Raw genomic sequence first — 16,779 nt, forward strand, 5'->3', positions numbered from 1 at the left:
AACCTAAGGACGCTACAGGTCACCGTCTCGTTGCAGGGCGTTGCGGCCGGGCGTGGCCGCCGCAATGAACTCCCGGAGAATTGTTGCCAGCGCTGGTTTCGCTCGCCGCTCCGTAGCACCATGCTCCTCGGTGGAATCACCATTTTGACCGAGGGGGGAACAAACTTATGGCGCTGAGCAGAGTGCGCCGACGGATCGTGGCAGCTGGTCTGCCCGTTGCCGTCCTGGTGGCGATGGCGGGCCTTTCCGGTACCGCGAACGCCCTGTCGACCGACGTTGTCATCTCCGGCGTGTACGGCGGCGGTGGCAACTCAGGGGCGGTCTTCAAGAACGACTACATCGAGCTGGCGAACCTGAGCGGCAGCCCGGTCGACGTGACCGGCTGGTCGGTCCAGTACGCGTCCGCCGCCGGAGCCGTCTTCCAGATGACCACGCTGAGCGGCAGCATCCCTGCCCACGGCAAGTACCTGGTCCAGCAGGCCGCCGGTGCGGGCGGCACGGTCTCGTTGCCGACCCCGGACGCGACCGGTTCGATCCCGATGTCGGGCACCTCCGGCGTGGTCGCTCTGTCGACGGCAGCGATCCCGCTGGTTGGCTGCGGCATCAGCTGCGCGACCGCGCCGAACGTGAAGGACCTGGTCGGCTACGGCGCGACCGCGAACGTCGAGACGCTGGCAGCGCCGGGCCTGAGCAACACCACGGCCAACGCGCGCACCGGCGCGATGATCGACACCGACAACAACTCGGTCGACTTCAGCTCCGGTGTGCCCAAGGCGACGAACAGCGCCGGCGTCACCGTCAGCGCGGGCGACCCGGGTGATCCCGGCGACCCGACGCCCGGTACGACGCGGATCCACGACATCCAGGGCGCCGGCCGGATCTCGCCGATCGTCGGCCAGAGCGTCACCAACGTGCCCGGCATCGTCACGGCGGTCCGGGTCACCGGCAACTCCCGCGGCTACTGGTTCCAGGACCCGACGGCCGACGCGGACCCGCTGACCAGCGAGGGCCTGTTCGTCTTCACCGGCTCGACCACCCCGGCAGTCGCCGTTGGTGACTCCGTACTGGCTACCGGACGGGTGACCGAGTTCCGGCCGGCCGCGGGCGCGCAGTCGCTCACGGAGATCGGCGGCCCGGTCAACACGATCAAGCTGACCAGTGGCAACGCGCTGCCGGCCGCGGTACCGGTCGTGTTCCCGGATGCCTACACGAAGTCCGGTTCGCTCGAGGCGCAGCCGTTGGAGCCGTCCAGCTACGTGCTCGACTGGCTGGAGACCTACGAGGGCACCCGGGTCACCGTGGTCCAGGACACCCGGCTGGTCAGCCCGGTCAACACCGAGTTCGGCGAGCTCTGGGTGACGCTCAAGCCGAACCAGAACCGGTCCCCGCGCGGCGGCACCGTCTACAAGTCGTACGACGACCAGAACAGCGGCCGGCTGATGATCCAGGCCCTGCTCGGCGCACCGGCGGCGAACGTCGGCTCGACCCTGGCCGGTGGCACCACCGGCGTCATCGACTACCAGTCGTTCGGCGGCTACGTGCTGCAGGCGACCCAGCTCGGCGCGATCACCGAGGGCGGCCTGAAGAAGCAGAAGGTGCTGCCGCCGAAGAAGACCGGCGACCTGTCCGTTGCCACCTACAACGTCGAGAACCTGGCCTTCACCAACCCGGACTCCAAGTTCGCGAAGCTGGCCCAGGCCGTCGTCACCAACCTCGGATCGCCCGACATCCTCGCGCTGGAGGAGATCCAGGACAACAACGGCGCCACCAACGACGGCACCGTCGCCTCCGACCAGACCGTCGCCAAGTTCGTCGCGGCGATCCAGGCGGCCGGCGGACCGGCGTACGCGTCGCGCTCGATCAACCCGAACAACGGCACCGACGGCGGTGAGCCGGGCGGCAACATCCGGCAGGTGTTCCTGTTCAACCCGGCCCGGACGACGTTCGTCGACCGGCCCGGTGGCGACGCGAACACGGCTGTCTCGGTGGTCCGCGCGCGGCCGACCAGCAACCAGGTCTCGCTGTCGGTCTCGCCCGGCCGGATCGACCCGGGCAGCGACGCCTGGGCCTCGAGCCGCAAGCCGCTGGTCGGCGAGTTCCTGTTCGACGGCAACAAGCAGCTGTTCGTGATCGCGAACCACTTCAACTCCAAGGGTGGCGACCAGCCGCTGAGCGCGGCCGTCCAGCCGCCGAACCGGACCAGCGAGGTGCAGCGCCTCAAGCAGGCCACCGAGGTGCACGACTTCGTCAAGGACCTCAACGAGAAGAGCGCCGGCCGGGCCCGGGTCGTCGTCCTGGGCGACCTGAACGACTACCAGTTCAGCCCGTCGGTGGCGACCCTGACCGAGAACGGCACCCAGCTGAAGACGCTGATCGACACGCTGCCGGCCGAAGAGCGGTACAGCTACATCTTCGACGGCAACTCGCAGGTGCTCGACCACATCGCGGTCAGCCCGGCGATCAAGGGCTACTCGTACGGCGTGGTGCACATCAACGCCGAGTTCTCCGACCAGGCCAGCGACCACGATCCGCAGATCGTCCGCATCCTGACCGGCTGTGACACCGACCCGCTGCCGACCCGCTGCCTGCCCGGCAGCCCGGTGGTGGACGTTCCGTAGTACTGATCGGACCCGGCCCCGGGCGACCGCCGCACCTCGGTGCAGCGGCCCGCCCGGGGCCGTCGTCTGTCGTAGGGTCGGCGGGTGACCGGACCTGGATTGGTGATCTTCGACAACGACGGCGTACTGGTGGACTCGGAGCGGCTGGCGAACGGGATCCTGGCCGAGCTGCTGACCGAGGCGGGGCTGCCCTACACGCTCGAGGAGGCCGTCCGCGACTACATGGGCGGCAGCATGGTGTCGATGCGGCAGAAGGCCGAGGCGATGCTCGGGTCGCCGTTGCCGGCCGATCTCGAGGACCGGTACCACGAGCGGTTGTTCGACGGATTCGCCCACCTGCAGCCGGTGCCCGGCGTCCGGGAGGTGCTGGATCGGCTTGATGCCGACGGCATCACCTACTGCCTGGCCTCGTCCGGGACGCACCGCCGGATTCACACCGCGCTGACCACGGTCGGTTTCTGGGACCGCTTCGAGGGCCGGATCTTCAGCTCCGAGGACGTCGAGCACGGCAAACCGGCGCCCGACCTGTTCCTGCACGCGGCGAGCACGATGGGCGTCAAACCGGCCGACTGCGTGGTGGTCGAGGACAGCCCGCTGGGCGTCGCCGCGGCCAACGCGGCAGCCATGCGGGTCTTCGGTTTCGCCGCCATGACCGACCCGGCGAAACTGTCCACCGCGACCGCTGTGTTCCACGACATGACCGCCCTGCCGGAGCTGATCTACGCGGCCTGAGACACTGGTGGGGCTATGTCAGAGCTTGAAGCCCCCTCGAAGGTTCGCGCTGAAGCGGTCGTCGACCTCGGCGCGATTCGCCACAACGTGGCCACGCTGCGTGCGCGCGTGGGCAGCGCGCAGTTGATGACCGTGGTCAAGGCCGACGCCTACGGTCACGGGATCGTGCCGGTGGCCCGGGCTGCCCGGGAGGCCGGGGCGGACTGGATCGGCACCGCGGTGCTGGACGAGGCGTTCACCCTGCGCGACGCGGGTCACACCGGGCCGATCTTCTGCTGGCTGACCACGCCGGGCGAGCCGCTCGAGCGAGCCATTGCCAGCGGCATCGACCTGTCCGCGTCCGCGCCCTGGGAGATCGCCGAACTGGCAGCGGGCGTCGACGACCGGCCGGCCCGGGTGCACCTGAAGATCGACACCGGGATGAGCCGCGGTGGCGCAGTACCGGAGGAGTGGCCGGCGCTGATCCGCGCCGCCCTGGCCGAGGTCAAGGCCGGGCGGATCGAGATCGCCGGGATCTGGTCGCACCTGGCGTCCTCGGACGAGCCGAAGAGTCCGGCCAACGAGGCCCAGGTGGCGACGTTCGTCTCGGCCGTCGACGTGGCGGAGTCGTTCGGGATCGATCCGGGGCTGCGGCACCTGGCGAACTCGGGGGGCACGCTGGCGTTGCCGGAGACGCATTTCGACCTGGTCCGGCCGGGCATCGCGACGTACGGGCTGTCGCCGTTCGGGCATGCGCTGCCGTCGGCCGAGCTCGGGTTGCGGCCGGCGATGACGCTGCGCGCGCGGTTCGCGATGGTGAAGCGGGTGCCGACCGGGGCGGGGGTCTCGTACGGGCTGACCTGGACCGCGCCGAAGCCGTCGACGCTCGGACTGGTCCCGCTCGGGTACGGCGACGGCCTGCCGCGGCACGCGTCCAACGGTGCGCCGGTTCAGGTGGCCGGGCGGCGTCGTACCATCGTCGGCCGGATCTGCATGGACCAGTGCATGGTCAATCTCGACGACGACCAGGCCGAGGCCGGCGACGAGGTCGTGCTTTTCGGCCCGGGTACCGAGGGGGAGCCGACCGCGGACGACTGGGCCGACGCGGCCGGAACCATCAACTACGAGATCGTGACCCGGCTGGGCGCCCGCATCCCCCGCCGGTACGTCGACAGCGGGAGGTGACCGGGATGGCGAAGGTAGGACGCACTGCCGGTCTGATCGGCGCCGCGGTCGGTGTGCTCGCGGCTGGTGCCGCCGCGGGTGTGGCCGTCGAGCGGCAGGTGATCGGACGCCGGTCGGGACAGCGCGCGCAGCTCGAGGCCGAGCCGTTCGGCTCGCTGCGCGGTACGCCGCACGTGTTCACCGCCGACGACGGCGTCGAACTGTACGTCGAGGTCGACTCGCTGAAGCGCTCTCGCCGGCCGGAGCCGGCCGCGCCCAAGCGGGGCCGGCTGCGGCGCAAGGCGCAGGCGCCGCTGGAGGATCTGACCCTGATCTTCCTGCACGGCTACGGGCTGAACATGGACTGCTGGCACTTCGAGCGCCGCGACCTGGCCGGGATCGGCACGATGGTCTTCTACGACCAGCGTTCGCACGGCCGGTCCGGGCGGTCGCCGAAGGAGAACGTCAGCATCGAGCAGCTCGGCCGGGACCTGTACGGGATCCTGGAGAAGTTCGCGCCGACCGGGCCGGTGGTGCTGATCGGGCACTCGATGGGCGGGATGTCGATCATGGCGCTGGCCCAGGCGCACCCCGAGCTGTTCGGCGACCGGGTGATCGGCGTCGGGCTGTGCTCGACCAGCGCGGGCGGGCTGGACAAGGTGCCGATCGCGCTGCCCGGCCGGATCGGGATGCTGGTCCGGACCCTGGCGACGCCGACGGTGTCCGCGCTGGCGCGGATCCCGGACGTGGTCGAGCGCAGCCGCAAGGCGGGCACCGACATCAGCTACCTGCTGACCCGGAAGTACTCGTTCGGCTCCGAGGTGCCGCCGGCGTACACCGAGTTCGTCAACGAGATGATCGCCGCGACGCCGATCTCGGTGATCGCGGAGTTCTTCCCGATCTTCACGCTGCACGACAAGTACGGCGCGCTGGAGCCGCTGCAGAAGGTGGAGTGCGTGGTGATCGGTGGCGACAAGGACCACCTGACGCCGTTCGAGCACTCCGAGGAGATCGTCCGGCACGTGCCGGGCGCGGAACTGGTCGAGGTCGCCAACTGCGGGCACCTCGGCCTGATCGAGCATCATCGTGAGTTCACCGCGGCCCTGCTCGGGATGATCGAGCGGGCCGAACTAGCCCTGGGACAGACATGACCGACCTGCACGTGGTGGACGCGACCGCGGAGCACGTGGACGAGATCGTCGCGGTGATCCACCACGCCTTCGCCGCCCGCCGCACTCTCGACCCGCCCTCGACCGCGCTGTCGGAGAACGCTTCGACGGTCGGCGCCGCTGTGGCGAAGGACGGTGGGCTGCTGGTGCTGATCGGCGGTGAGCCGGCCGGCGCGATGCTGTTCGAGGTGTCCGGCGATGTGCTCGGCCTGCGCCGGGTCTCCGTCGATCCGCGTTTCCAAGGGCGTGGGGTCGCGTCGGCGATGGTCGGTTGCGCGGAGGATGCCGCGCGGGCTCGCGGGTTGCGATTGGTGCGGTTGATCGCGCGGGTCGAGCTGCCGGACACGGTCGAGTTCTGGCGGCGGCGTGGGTACTCGGTGGTTGCACGTGAAGGACAGGACTTGATCTACGCGAAGGCGATGCAGCTGAATCTCACCGTGCCGACGGCCGCGGACATGCGGTCGATCGCCGAAGAGCTTGCCGGGCAGTTGCGGGCGGGCGACGTACTGGTGTTGTCCGGTGATCTCGGCGCAGGCAAGACGACTTTCACCCAGGGCTTGGGTGCCGGTCTCAAGGTCCGCGGTGACATCACCTCGCCGACCTTCGTGATCTCCCGCGTGCACCCGTCGCTGTCCGGCGGCCCCGCGCTGGTGCACGTCGACGCCTACCGCCTCGGCGGCCTGGCCGAGCTCGACGACCTGGACCTCGACGCCAGCCTCGACGACGCGGTCACCGTCGTCGAATGGGGCCAAGGCCTCGCCGAGTCGCTCGCCCCCGACCGCCTCGACATCGTGGTCACCCGCGGCGACGACGACACCGACGAGACCCGCCAGCTCCGCATCACCCCCGCCGGCCCCCGCTGGGCGGACACCGGAGTTCATCTCACGGCGTCGCCGGCCACCCCACCCACCACCTCCGCCTCTGCGGCGGCGCCCACCCCACCCACCACCTCCGCCGCTCCGGCGGCGCCGGAGAGGCGCTGAGATGCTGCTCGCTTTCGACACCTCCAGCGCTGCTGTCACGGTCGCGCTGGCTGATCCCGTCACCGGCGCGACCATCGCGTCCTCTTCCACCGTTGATGCTCTGCGGCACGGCGAGTTGCTGGCACCGGCCATCGCCGAAGCCATGGCGACCGCCGGCTGCTCGCCTCGCGACCTCACTCGCATTGCCGTGGGCGTCGGTCCGGGGCCGTTCACCGGGTTGCGCGTCGGCTTGGTGACCGCGCGGACGATGGCCGACGTGCTCGGCATCGAGGTCGCCGGAGTCTGCAGCCTCGACATCCTGGCGCGGCAGTCGTCCCTCGGCCTCCCGGTCGCCGTCGCGACCGATGCCCGGCGCAAGGAGATCTACTGGTCCCTGTACGACGGCCCCGCGGCTGACGGCAGCCGTCGGCGACTGGAGGGTCCGGCAGTGGATCGCCCAGCCGATGTCGCGCACGTGCTCGCCGGCTTGCCGGTGATCGGCCGCGGCGCGGTCCTGTACGGCGAAGCGCTCGGGCTGGAGACCAGCGACGTGATCGAGTACCCGTCGGCCGAAGTACTCGCTCTCGGGGTGGCGACCGGCACGCTGCAGCTCGTCGCGCCGGATCCGCTCTACCTGCGCCGCCCCGACGTCACGATGTCCGGTGGACCCAAGAGCGTGCTGCCGAAGTGAGACCAGCGATTCGCCCGGCCGCCGCGACCGACCTGGACCCGCTGGCAGCGCTGGACCAGGTGTGTTTCGGCGACTCCGCGTGGAGTGCCGAGTCGTGGGCCGGGGAGTTCGCCCGGCTCGACACCGACCGGGTGGTGCTGGTGGCGGACGAAGGAGCCGTGGCCGGGTACGTCGTACTGCTGGTGCCTGCGGTGACGGAGGATCCGGTGGATCTGTTGCGGATCGCGGTGGCGCCGGCGGAGCGGCGTACGGGGATCGGCGGGCAGTTGATGGCGGCCGCGTTGCAGCGCTGCGCCGGCCGGCAGGTGTTGCTGGAAGTTGCCTCGGGCAATGAGTCGGCCCGGGTGTTGTATCGCGGCTTCGGCTTCGAGGAGATCAGTCGCCGGCGTGGGTACTACGCCGGTGGAGAAGACGCAGTGATCATGCGGTGGCAGGAGAAGGTTTCATGAGTGAGAACGAGCCCCTGATCCTCGGGATCGAGACGTCGTGCGACGAGACCGGGGTCGGTATCGTGCGCGGGCAGACGCTGCTCGCCGACGCGATCGCGTCCAGTGTCGAGGAGCACGCCCGGTTCGGCGGCGTGGTACCGGAGGTGGCCAGTCGCGCGCACCTCGAGGCGATGGTGCCGACGATCCGGCGGGCCTGCGAGACCGCCGGGATCAAACCGCGGGACGTCGACGCGATCGCCGTCACCAGCGGTCCCGGCCTGGCCGGCGCGTTGCTGGTCGGTGTCGCGGCTGCCAAGGGACTCGCGCTCTCGCTCGAGAAACCCTTGTACGGCGTGAATCACCTGGCCGCGCATGTTGCCGTCGACACCTTGGAGCACGGCGACATCCCCAAGGGTGCGATCGCGATGCTCGTCTCGGGTGGGCACTCGTCGCTGCTCGCCGTCGAGGACATCACTGTCGGCGTGGAGCCGATGGGGTCGACCATCGACGACGCCGCGGGCGAGGCCTTCGACAAGGTCGCGCGAGTGCTGGGGCTGCCGTTCCCCGGAGGTCCATATGTCGACAAGGCGGCACGGGACGGCGGGGACGCGTTGTTCGTCCGGTTCCCGCGTGGGCTGACCAGTCGGAAGGATCTTGAGGAGCATCGTTTCGACTTCTCCTTCTCCGGTTTGAAGACGGCGGTCGCGCGCTGGGTCGAGGCCAAGCGGCGTGATGGCGAAGAGGTCCCGATCAACCACGTCGCCGCTGCCTTCCAGGAAGCGGTCTGCGATGTGCTGGTCCGCAAGGCGATCGACGCCTGCCAGGATCGTGGCTACGAGCACCTGTTGATCGGCGGCGGGGTCGCGGCGAACTCGCGGCTGCGGGCGATGGCCGAGGAGCGCTGCTCGGCGGCGGGGATCGCAGTACGGGTTCCGCGGCCGGGGTTGTGCACGGACAACGGCGCGATGGTGGCGGCGCTCGGGTCCGAGTTGGTGCGGGCCGGCAAGGAGCCGTCGCCGCTCGGGTTGCCAGCCGACTCGTCGATGCCGATCACGACGGTGCTGAACTCGTGAAGTGGGATCGGGGTGACGGGTTCGTCGCCGACGACGATGTCGCGCGGGTGGATCTCGAGGTGGTGCACGGCTTCATCAGTACGTCGTACTGGGCGCCGGGGATCTCGCGCGAGCTGATGCAGAAGGCGATCGACGGATCGCTGAACGTCGGTGTGTACGACGCCGCCGGCGCTCAGGTCGGCTATGCCCGGGCCGCGACCGATCGGGCGACCTTCGCCTGGATCGCCGACGTGTTCGTGCTGGAGTCGCATCGCGGCCTCGGGCTCGGCCGCTTCGTGGTGTCGACGCTGCTGGAGCACCCGGAGCTGCAGGGCCTGCGACGGCTGATGCTGGCCACGGCCGATGCGCACGACCTGTACCGGTCGTACGGTTTCGACGACCCGGCGGACCCGAGCAGCCTGTTGGTCGTCCAGCGCGATGCGGCGAGCTTGTACGGTCAAGCGTGACCTTCCCCCGGATCGATCTGCTGAGGTCGCCCGCCGACGCCACCGAACTGGTGCTGCTGGCCCACGGCGGCCAGGAGTCTTCGCTGGTGCCGACGAAGGACTGGGGAGCGCCGATCCTGCGGATGTGGCCGTTCGCCTCGGTGGCGATCTCGGCCGCGCCCACCGCCGTGGTCGGCCTGATGCGCTACCGCTATCAGGGCTGGAACGGCGCCGAAGCCCATGCCGCTGTGGATCTCCGCGCAGTCCTGGACCAGCTTCCGCCCCGCATCACCCGTGTGCTCCTGATCGGCCACTCCATGGGCGGCCGCGCTGTCGTTGCCGTCAGCAACCACCCGCTGGTCGGCGGCACACTCGCGCTGGCCCCCTGGCTCCCCGCGGGTGAACCGCTGGTCAAGCCGCAAGGCTCCGTCGTGCTGGCCCACGGCACTGCCGACCGGATCACCTCACCCGCCCTGACCGCCGCCTACGCCAAACGCCTCCGCGGCCACGGCGCTCCGGTCGCCCTGATCTCCGTCGAGGGCTCGGACCACACCATGCTCAGCCGCAGCGCGGACTGGAACGCCCTGGTCCGCAACTTCGTCACCGGCACCCTCACCACGGCGACGCTCACCACCGACGGCGACCACGTCGACCAACTACCCCGCTCAGGCCGCGGCGAAGGCCCCGCTCACGGTGTCCTTGACATCGCCCAGGCCCGCCTGCGCCACCACGTACTCCGCCGAAGCCTCTGAAATTCAAGGCACCTTGTTAGTGGCGGGCTCCTGACCGGGTAGCGGCAACAGACGCAGCACCTCGTCCGTCGGCGAGCCGGCCAGGAGCCCGCTCGTGGTATCGATCATATGTTCGAATGCACTCCGATAGCAAATCAGGGCGCAATCCGGCGGCAGGAGTACGCGACGGCGTCGCGGCCGATCCGGGTGACGATCAGCGTGGCGCTCGCAGAGCCCTTGGGGGAGAGCTTCTTGCGGAGTACGGCGGGGTCGAAGTCGACGCCGCGCTTCTTGATCTCCAGGGTGCCTATCCCCTCCGCGCGGACCCAGGAGCGCAGCGCCTTCTCCTTGTAGGGCAGCTCCTCGATCACCTCGTACGCCGAAGCCAGCGGTGTACTCACTAGGGTGTCGCCGCTGACATACGCGATCCGTGGATCCAGGAGCCACCCGTCAACCGCTGCAGCCACTGCTGTCACCAGGCCGGCTCGAACGACGGCCCCATCCGGCTCGTAGATGTACTGCCCAACCGGAGCGCTCTCTGCCTCGGGAGCGGTCGTCACTGTCGCACCACCGGGCAGCAGGGTCGCGCGGCGCGTAGTACCGGCGTAGAGCTTGCCTGACCACAGTGCGGCCTCTTTGACCTCGCCTGCGTCGCTCACCCACTCCGCCTCGACCCCCTCCGGCACGGCCTCGTGGGGGATCCCCGGGGCGACCTTCACGCAGGCAGTGCCGCTCAAGAGGTCGGTGATGAAGGACCAGGGTGGCGAGTACGCGTTGTGGTCGAACACCCGCCGCCCGTCTGCCCGCCGTGCCGGATCCGCAAAAACCACGTCGTACTGCGAGACGTCCTGCGCCTCGGCATCGCCCACCACGACCTCCCCCGGCAGCCCCAGCGCGGCAAGGTTCGCCCGAGCCGCTGCGGCCGTCGCCGGGTCGCGCTCGACTCCAGTGACTCTCAACCCGGCCCGAGCAGCGCTGATGAGGTCGCCGCCGATCCCGCAGCCCAGGTCGACCACAGTGGTCCCCGGGAGCGTCTCGGCGATCCGCGCGGCCCGGTGGACCCCGACTGTTGTCCGGGTGGCTTGTTCGAGGCCGTCTGGCGTGAAATACATCCGCGCCGCGTCCTCTGCGCCGAACTTGGCGGCTGCCCGATGCCGCAGCGACGCCTGCGTGATCGCGGCGGTCACCACGGCAGCGTCGTACCGGCGTCTGAGTTGTTCGACCAGCTTCAGTTCGCCGCCGGGGGTGAAGGCGGCACAGGTCTCAGCTAGTACTGCGGACCCGTCTGCCGTGAGCAGTGACGTGATCGATGAGGGGTCCACCGGGCCAAGTCTGCCTGGCGGGCTAGAGCGGGCTGGAGCAGGCCTTGGTCCAGGTGTTCGTCTTGGCGGCGTACAGACGCCAGGCCATCGCGGACCGGGTCTTGGGACCGTAGATGCCGTCGGCGGGCAACCCGTGGCGCTTCTGGACCGCCTTGACCACCGCACGGGTGTTGCTGCCGTAGACGCCGTCCATCGTGAGCTTGTAGTGGTAGCAGTAGTTCAGGTTGCGCTGGAGCGTCCGGATGGCGGTGTCCGGGTCGCCTCGGCGGGAGGTGGTCCGGTACGGGTCGTCGCCGTACATGAGGTTGCAGGTGGTGCTCGTGCTGTTCCACACCGACGGCATGGGGATCCCCAGCCCGGTCCTGCCGACAGGGACCAGCCTGGCGTTCAGGCACTGCGGGATGGCCGCAGCAGCCGCGTTGGTCTGCTGACTGGTGGCAGCTGTGTCCTTCGCCTTCACCTGTACTGCGGGCGCGCCGCCGCCCGGGGCAGTGTCGCCGGGGCGGCTGGACGAGGAGTCGTTGGCGCCGTTGGCGGCCAGGCCGGCCACCACGAACGGGCTGGCCACGACGGCGGCGATCACCACCCACTTGCGCGGGCTCAGCTTCGGCAACGACGGGAGATGCAGCGCCATGGGACTCTCCTCGGGCGGTCGATCCCGGGGCGGCCGGGAACCCTACAGACCCGACGGTCCCACGACCAGGTGGGGTTAGCCCAGCCCCTGGTGGCGGAAAGTGCCCGGCCGATCACGTTCGCGGCGTGTTCGCTGCTGGAGAGAATCTGGCACTCGAGTTGACCGAGTGCTAATCGCGGCCTAGATTCGGTACTGGCACTCTCCACTCGAGGGTGCCAGGTGGCCCGGCCTCTGATCCCCGCGACGGCAGCGGCGCAACGGCCACCAGCAGCACCCTTGAACTCACCAAGAACTCGACCGTGGAGGTCAGCAAGTGTCGGTCACGATCAAGCCGCTCGAGGACCGTATCCTCGTTGCGCCGCTCGAAGCCGAGCAGACCACGAAGTCCGGCCTGGTCATCCCGGACACCGCCAAGGAGAAGCCGCAGGAGGGCGAGATCCTCGCTGTCGGCCCTGGCCGCATCGACGACAACGGCAACCGCGTTCCGCTGGATGTCAACGTCGGCGACAAGGTCATCTACTCCAAGTACGGCGGCACCGAGGTCAAGTACGACGGCCAGGACTACCTGATCCTGGGCGCCCGCGACATCCTCGCAGTCGTCACCAAGTGACGATTGCCCGCGTTTCCTGACTGATACCGCTCCGGTGCCGGATCCCGGCACTGGAGCGGAGTCGATTTGCGGGACCCGCGGGCATCATTGTTGAAACTCAGAGAGGGACTTGTTTTTATGCCGAAGATCCTCGAGTTCGACGAGAACGCGCGGCGCGCGCTGGAGCGCGGCGTCGACAAGCTCGCGAACACGGTGAAGGTGACGCTGGGGCCCAAGGGCCGCTACGTCGTGCTGGACAAGAAGTGGGGCGCCCCGACCATCACCAACGACGGTGTCACCGTCGCCCGTGAGGTCGAGCTGGACGACCCGTTCGAGAACCTCGGCGCGCAGCTGGCCAAGGAGGTTGCCACCAAGACCAACGACGTCGCCGGTGACGGTACGACCACCGCGACCGTGCTGGCGCAGGCACTGGTGCACGAGGGCCTGCGGGCCGTCGCCGCCGGCGTCAACCCGATGGGCCTGAAGAAGGGCATCGAGGCCGCCGTCGAGGCCGTCTCGAAGAAGCTGATCGAGACCGCCCGCCCGGTCGACGACAAGGGCGACATGTCCCACGTCGCCACCATCTCCGCCCGCGACGCCGAGATCGGTGCGCTGATCGCGGAGGCGTTCGACAAGGTCGGCAAGGACGGCGTCATCACCGTCGAGGAGTCGAACACCTTCGGCACCGAGCTGGACTTCACCGAGGGCATGCAGTTCGACAAGGGCTACATCTCGCCCTACTTCATCACCGACGCCGAGGGTGGCGAAGCGGTGCTGGACGACCCGTACATCCTGATCAACCAGGGCAAGATCTCCGCTGTCGCGGACCTGCTGCCGCTGCTGGAGAAGGTCGTGCAGTCCGGCAAGACGCTGCTGATCATCGCCGAGGACGTCGACGGCGAGGCGCTGTCGACCCTGGTCGTGAACAAGATCCGCGGCAACTTCACCTCCGTCGCCGTCAAGGCGCCGGGCTTCGGTGACCGTCGCAAGGCGCAGCTCGAGGACCTGGCCGCGCTCACCGGCGCCCAGGTGATCGCGCCCGAGGTCGGCCTCAAGCTGGACCAGGTCGGTCTCGAGGTGCTCGGCACCGCCCGCCGGATCGTCGTCACCAAGGACAACACCACCGTTGTCGAGGGTGCCGGCAAGTCCGACGAGATCGAGTCCCGGGTCAACCAGATCAAGGCCGAGATCGAGCGCACGGACTCCGACTGGGACCGCGAGAAGCTGCAGGAGCGGTTGGCCAAGCTGGCCGGCGGCGTCTGCGTGATCAAGGTCGGCGCGGCCACCGAGGTCGAGCTGAAGGAGAAGAAGCACCGGATCGAGGACGCGGTCTCCGCGACCCGTGCGGCGATCGAAGAGGGCATCGTCGCCGGTGGCGGCTCCGCTCTCGTCCACGCCGCTGCGGTCCTCGACGACGGCCTGGGCCTGGAGGGCGACGAGCTCGCCGGCGTCCGGATCGTCCGCAAGGCGGTCGTCGAGCCGCTGCGCTGGATCGCCGAGAACGGTGGCTACGAGGGCTACGTCGTGACCGCCAAGGTCGCGGAGCTCGAGGTCGGCAGCGGCTTCAACGCCGCCACCGGTGAGTACGGCGACCTGCTCGCCCAGGGTGTCCTGGACCCGGTCAAGGTGACGCGTTCCGCGCTCGCCAACGCCGGCTCCATCGCCGCTCTGCTGCTCACCACGGAGACGCTGATCGTCGACAAGCCCGAAGAAGAAGAGCCCGCCGCAGCCGGTCACGGCCACGGCCACGGTCACTGATTCTTCGTACTGCGCACCACCCGAACTGCCCGGCCGGTCCTCGGACCTGCCGGGCAGTTCTTTTCCATGCGGCTCCTGCGGCGCGGGCGTCCGCAGTACGACCGACCGTTCGGCGCAATGATCACCCTTTGTAGTGAAAAAAGCTCGGTTCTCACCGATTGCCACTAGGCAAAGGGGGGTCGGGGTCGTATTCTCTTGCAGGTTGGTCAGTCCGTGGACAAGGGGGCGAGGGGTGGCCGAGGTGCAAGTGCCGCACACCCAGGATCGCGTGGAGTTGCGTGATCTCGCCGCGTTGGCGGGCGCAGGTGACCGGACCGCGTTGAACGATCTGCTCACCCGGGTGCGAGCCGTTGCCCACCGCTACGTGCGGTCGAGGCTGTGGACGTACCCCGGCGGCGCCGACATGGTCGATGACGTCGCCCAGGAAGTTTGTGTCGCGGTGTTCGGCGCGTTGGGCCGGTACCGGGACGAGGGAAGGCCGTTCGAGGCCTTCGTCTACGGCATCGCGGCCCGTAAGGTCGCAGATGCGCAGCGTGCGTTCGCGGTGGCGGACCTGTCCACGCCGGATCTTCCGGACGGGGCGGACGAGTCGCCGACGCCGGAGGAGCACGCGGTCAGACATTCAGAGGTCCAGCACATCGTGGGGCTGCTGGACAGATTGCCGGAGAAGTTGCGGGAGATCCTGCGGCTCCGGGTGGTAGCGGGGATGTCAGCCGAGGAGACCGGCCGGGCACTGGGGATGACACCGGGGGCGGTGAGGGTCGCACAGCATCGGGCGTTGAACACGCTCAGGGGGTTTGTGGGGCATGAGGCAAAGTCCGAACGAGGGGCAGGGGAGGAGCGACATGGCTGACCGTTTTGATCTAGAAGCGATCGAAGCCGATGACGCGCTGCTCGATCTGCTCGCAGCCGGAGGGGAGTCCGCCTGGGAGGCGGGCGAGCACGACCCGGCCTTGATGCTGCTGGCCGGTCTGCGGCTCGCGGTCGAGGTCGAGGACGAGCTCCCGGTGGAGACCATCGACGACCCGGAGAGTTTCCTGGCGCGCTGTGCCGCCTTGAACCCGGTGACGGATCCGTTCGCCCGCAAGATGGCGGCCCGGAGCCTGGCGCTGGGGGTTGCCGCGGTGGCCGCGTTGTCGGTCTCCGGGGTGGCCGCGGCGGTCACCGGCAACCCGTTGTCGCCGTACGAGAAGGTGATCGAGAAGGTCGTCGACGGCCTGCGGGACGAGACGAGCTTCCCGAAGGAACAGCTCGACGGCATGCCGGTGGTCGACAAGACCAAGATCGTCAAGGTCGCGAAGGACTACCAGAAGGCCGCCGAGGAGCGTCAGCTCGGCGAGAAGACCAAGGACGAGGCGGAGACCACCGCAGAGCCGGCCGCAGCGGTCGACATGCCGAAGCCGCCGCTGGCCCGGGCGATGCCGCAGACCGAGCAGCAGTTGCTGATCGAGACGCCGATCGAACCGACGACGCCGGTCGTGCCGGAGAAGCCGGCCGACCCGGAGCCCGAGCCGTCGGTCGACCCGACCGCGCCGACCACCAGTGAGCCGACGCAGGAGCCGACGAGCGAGCCGACCCAGGAGCCCAGTACTCCGGTCGACCCGAAGCCGACGGACGAGCCCAGTACTCCGACCACGCCGCCGCCGACCACCAGCGAGCCGACGACGCCGCCGAGCACGCCGCCGACCTCGGTACCGGGTGGCGACAACGGCTCCACCGGCAACCCGGGGGAGAACCCGGGCGAGAGCCCGAGCGCTCCGGTCAGCCAGCCGCCGTCCGTACCGCCGTCGGTGCCCAGCACCGGCGACAACGGTGGCGAGCAGTCCAGCCCGGGCGACGACCAGACCAGCCCGGGTGGTGACCAGACCGGCGACCCGCAGGGCGACGACAAGCCTGGCACCGACCAGCCTGCTCCCGAGACCGGTAACCAGACCGGCGATCAGCCTGGCAACCAGGGTGACGAGAAGCCGGCCGACCCGGTCAAGGAGATCGTCGACGTCGTTGCGCCGATCCTGCCGACCCCGACCGGTGCGCCGATCGCGGAGCCGGAGCGGCTGCAGCAGTACTTCGGCAAGGGACTGAACATCGGCAAGCACTCCAACGGCAAGCCGGTGCTGGGGTGGGCCAAGTCGCAGTACCCCAAGGGCAAGCACGCCAGCAACAAGCCCGCCGAGGGTCGCCACGCGGCCATCGCCCGGGCGCACGGATCGATGGCGCCGGTCACCATCCGGCAGATCCTGGGGCTGCTCAACACCCCGATGACCGACCGCTGAACCAGCACATTCGCGCCGCCCACTGCCTCCGGCAGCCCGGGCGGCGCGACTGCGTCCAGGCGAGTGCGCACCCTGCCGGCGACCGGCCGGGCCAGAACTGAAATCGTCGCCGGGAGTGACCGTCAGGCGGCGGAGTGGTCCTGGTTGGTGACGCTCGGCTGACCGGGTGGGCAGGACCGATTCGGGGCGGCGGCTCCGCGCGGCATACGATGGGGTCCCGTTCTCGCCGTG

Annotated in this window: 16 protein-coding genes; 14 read left to right on the plus strand and 2 right to left on the minus strand. The window is 69.5% G+C overall.

Annotation, left to right across the window (positions count from 1 at the left end):
* Window positions 1-167: 167 nt before the first annotated feature.
* From AB0P21_RS17620 to AB0P21_RS17665, 10 genes are all read left to right on the plus strand, one after another.
* Window positions 168-2,618 carry a lamin tail domain-containing protein gene (locus AB0P21_RS17620; RefSeq protein ID WP_363697757.1) on the plus strand — a complete coding sequence of 817 codons (2,451 nt, stop codon included), beginning with the start codon at window positions 168-170 and terminating at the stop codon, window positions 2,616-2,618.
* A gap of 84 nt (window positions 2,619-2,702) precedes the next feature.
* Window positions 2,703-3,350 (plus strand): HAD family phosphatase, encoded by a 648-nt coding sequence (locus tag AB0P21_RS17625; protein ID WP_363697759.1) that lies wholly within the window; start codon window positions 2,703-2,705, stop codon window positions 3,348-3,350.
* A gap of 15 nt (window positions 3,351-3,365) precedes the next feature.
* The gene (alr, locus tag AB0P21_RS17630) at window positions 3,366-4,514 is read left to right on the plus strand and encodes an alanine racemase (protein WP_363697761.1); all 1,149 of its coding nucleotides are present in this window, start codon (window positions 3,366-3,368) and stop codon (window positions 4,512-4,514) included.
* 5 nt (window positions 4,515-4,519) lie between these two features.
* A complete protein-coding gene (locus AB0P21_RS17635) occupies window positions 4,520-5,644 on the plus strand; it encodes an alpha/beta hydrolase (RefSeq protein ID WP_363697763.1) in 1,125 nt (374 codons plus the stop codon).
* Window positions 5,641-6,645, plus strand: coding sequence for a tRNA (adenosine(37)-N6)-threonylcarbamoyltransferase complex ATPase subunit type 1 TsaE (gene tsaE / locus AB0P21_RS17640; protein WP_363697765.1), 1,005 nt, complete (start codon window positions 5,641-5,643; stop codon window positions 6,643-6,645). The genes AB0P21_RS17635 and tsaE overlap by 4 nt, the downstream gene beginning before the upstream one ends.
* Before the next feature lies 1 nt (window position 6,646).
* The gene (gene tsaB, locus AB0P21_RS17645) at window positions 6,647-7,315 is read left to right on the plus strand and encodes a tRNA (adenosine(37)-N6)-threonylcarbamoyltransferase complex dimerization subunit type 1 TsaB (protein ID WP_363697767.1); all 669 of its coding nucleotides are present in this window, start codon (window positions 6,647-6,649) and stop codon (window positions 7,313-7,315) included.
* The gene (locus tag AB0P21_RS17650) at window positions 7,312-7,764 is read left to right on the plus strand and encodes a GNAT family N-acetyltransferase (RefSeq protein WP_363697769.1); all 453 of its coding nucleotides are present in this window, start codon (window positions 7,312-7,314) and stop codon (window positions 7,762-7,764) included. The genes tsaB and AB0P21_RS17650 overlap by 4 nt, the downstream gene beginning before the upstream one ends.
* Window positions 7,761-8,816 (plus strand): tRNA (adenosine(37)-N6)-threonylcarbamoyltransferase complex transferase subunit TsaD, encoded by a 1,056-nt coding sequence (gene tsaD, locus AB0P21_RS17655; RefSeq protein ID WP_363697770.1) that lies wholly within the window; start codon window positions 7,761-7,763, stop codon window positions 8,814-8,816. Before AB0P21_RS17650 ends, tsaD begins: the two co-directional genes overlap by 4 nt.
* Window positions 8,813-9,262 (plus strand): GNAT family N-acetyltransferase, encoded by a 450-nt coding sequence (locus AB0P21_RS17660; protein ID WP_363697772.1) that lies wholly within the window; start codon window positions 8,813-8,815, stop codon window positions 9,260-9,262. The genes tsaD and AB0P21_RS17660 overlap by 4 nt, the downstream gene beginning before the upstream one ends.
* On the plus strand, window positions 9,259-9,993 hold the full coding sequence (locus AB0P21_RS17665) for an alpha/beta hydrolase (protein ID WP_363697774.1): 735 nt from the start codon (window positions 9,259-9,261) through the stop codon (window positions 9,991-9,993). Before AB0P21_RS17660 ends, AB0P21_RS17665 begins: the two co-directional genes overlap by 4 nt.
* Window positions 9,994-10,127: 134 nt before the next feature.
* Here AB0P21_RS17665 and AB0P21_RS17670 read toward each other — a convergent pair whose 3' ends face one another.
* A complete protein-coding gene (locus AB0P21_RS17670) occupies window positions 10,128-11,294 on the minus strand; it encodes a methyltransferase domain-containing protein (protein WP_363697776.1) in 1,167 nt (388 codons plus the stop codon).
* A 22-nt stretch (window positions 11,295-11,316) separates the two neighbouring features.
* Window positions 11,317-11,928 carry a peptidoglycan-binding domain-containing protein gene (locus tag AB0P21_RS17675; protein ID WP_363697778.1) on the minus strand — a complete coding sequence of 204 codons (612 nt, stop codon included), beginning with the start codon at window positions 11,926-11,928 and terminating at the stop codon, window positions 11,317-11,319.
* 313 nt (window positions 11,929-12,241) lie between these two features.
* Here AB0P21_RS17675 and groES point away from each other — a divergent pair, with 313 nt between their 5' ends.
* From groES to AB0P21_RS17695, 4 genes are all read left to right on the plus strand, one after another.
* On the plus strand, window positions 12,242-12,538 hold the full coding sequence (gene groES, locus AB0P21_RS17680) for a co-chaperone GroES (protein ID WP_270136270.1): 297 nt from the start codon (window positions 12,242-12,244) through the stop codon (window positions 12,536-12,538).
* Between the two features lie 117 nt (window positions 12,539-12,655).
* Window positions 12,656-14,275 carry a chaperonin GroEL gene (gene groL / locus AB0P21_RS17685; protein ID WP_363697779.1) on the plus strand — a complete coding sequence of 540 codons (1,620 nt, stop codon included), beginning with the start codon at window positions 12,656-12,658 and terminating at the stop codon, window positions 14,273-14,275.
* Window positions 14,276-14,507: 232 nt separating this feature from the next.
* On the plus strand, window positions 14,508-15,128 hold the full coding sequence (shbA, locus tag AB0P21_RS17690; RefSeq protein WP_363697781.1) for an RNA polymerase sigma factor ShbA: 621 nt from the start codon (window positions 14,508-14,510) through the stop codon (window positions 15,126-15,128).
* On the plus strand, window positions 15,121-16,548 hold the full coding sequence (locus AB0P21_RS17695; protein ID WP_363697783.1) for a hypothetical protein: 1,428 nt from the start codon (window positions 15,121-15,123) through the stop codon (window positions 16,546-16,548). Before shbA ends, AB0P21_RS17695 begins: the two co-directional genes overlap by 8 nt.
* Window positions 16,549-16,779: the final 231 nt, after the last annotated feature.

The organism is Kribbella sp. NPDC056861, assembly GCF_040687575.1.
Taxonomy (GTDB): Bacteria; Actinomycetota; Actinomycetes; order Propionibacteriales; family Kribbellaceae; genus Kribbella.

Bases quoted from the DNA above. Each gene is read 5' to 3' on its own strand.
- AB0P21_RS17620 (WP_363697757.1), top strand. From the start codon at position 168: ATGGCGCTGAGCAGAGTGCGCCGACGGATCGTGGCAGCTGGTCTGCCC.
- AB0P21_RS17675 (WP_363697778.1), bottom strand. From the start codon at position 11,928: ATGGCGCTGCATCTCCCGTCGTTGCCGAAGCTGAGCCCGCGCAAGTGG.
- groL (WP_363697779.1), top strand. From the start codon at position 12,656: ATGCCGAAGATCCTCGAGTTCGACGAGAACGCGCGGCGCGCGCTGGAG.
- AB0P21_RS17695 (WP_363697783.1), top strand. From the start codon at position 15,121: ATGGCTGACCGTTTTGATCTAGAAGCGATCGAAGCCGATGACGCGCTG.
- tsaE (WP_363697765.1), top strand. From the start codon at position 5,641: ATGACCGACCTGCACGTGGTGGACGCGACCGCGGAGCACGTGGACGAG.
- tsaD (WP_363697770.1), top strand. From the start codon at position 7,761: ATGAGTGAGAACGAGCCCCTGATCCTCGGGATCGAGACGTCGTGCGAC.
- tsaB (WP_363697767.1), top strand. From the start codon at position 6,647: ATGCTGCTCGCTTTCGACACCTCCAGCGCTGCTGTCACGGTCGCGCTG.
- AB0P21_RS17635 (WP_363697763.1), top strand. From the start codon at position 4,520: ATGGCGAAGGTAGGACGCACTGCCGGTCTGATCGGCGCCGCGGTCGGT.
- alr (WP_363697761.1), top strand. From the start codon at position 3,366: ATGTCAGAGCTTGAAGCCCCCTCGAAGGTTCGCGCTGAAGCGGTCGTC.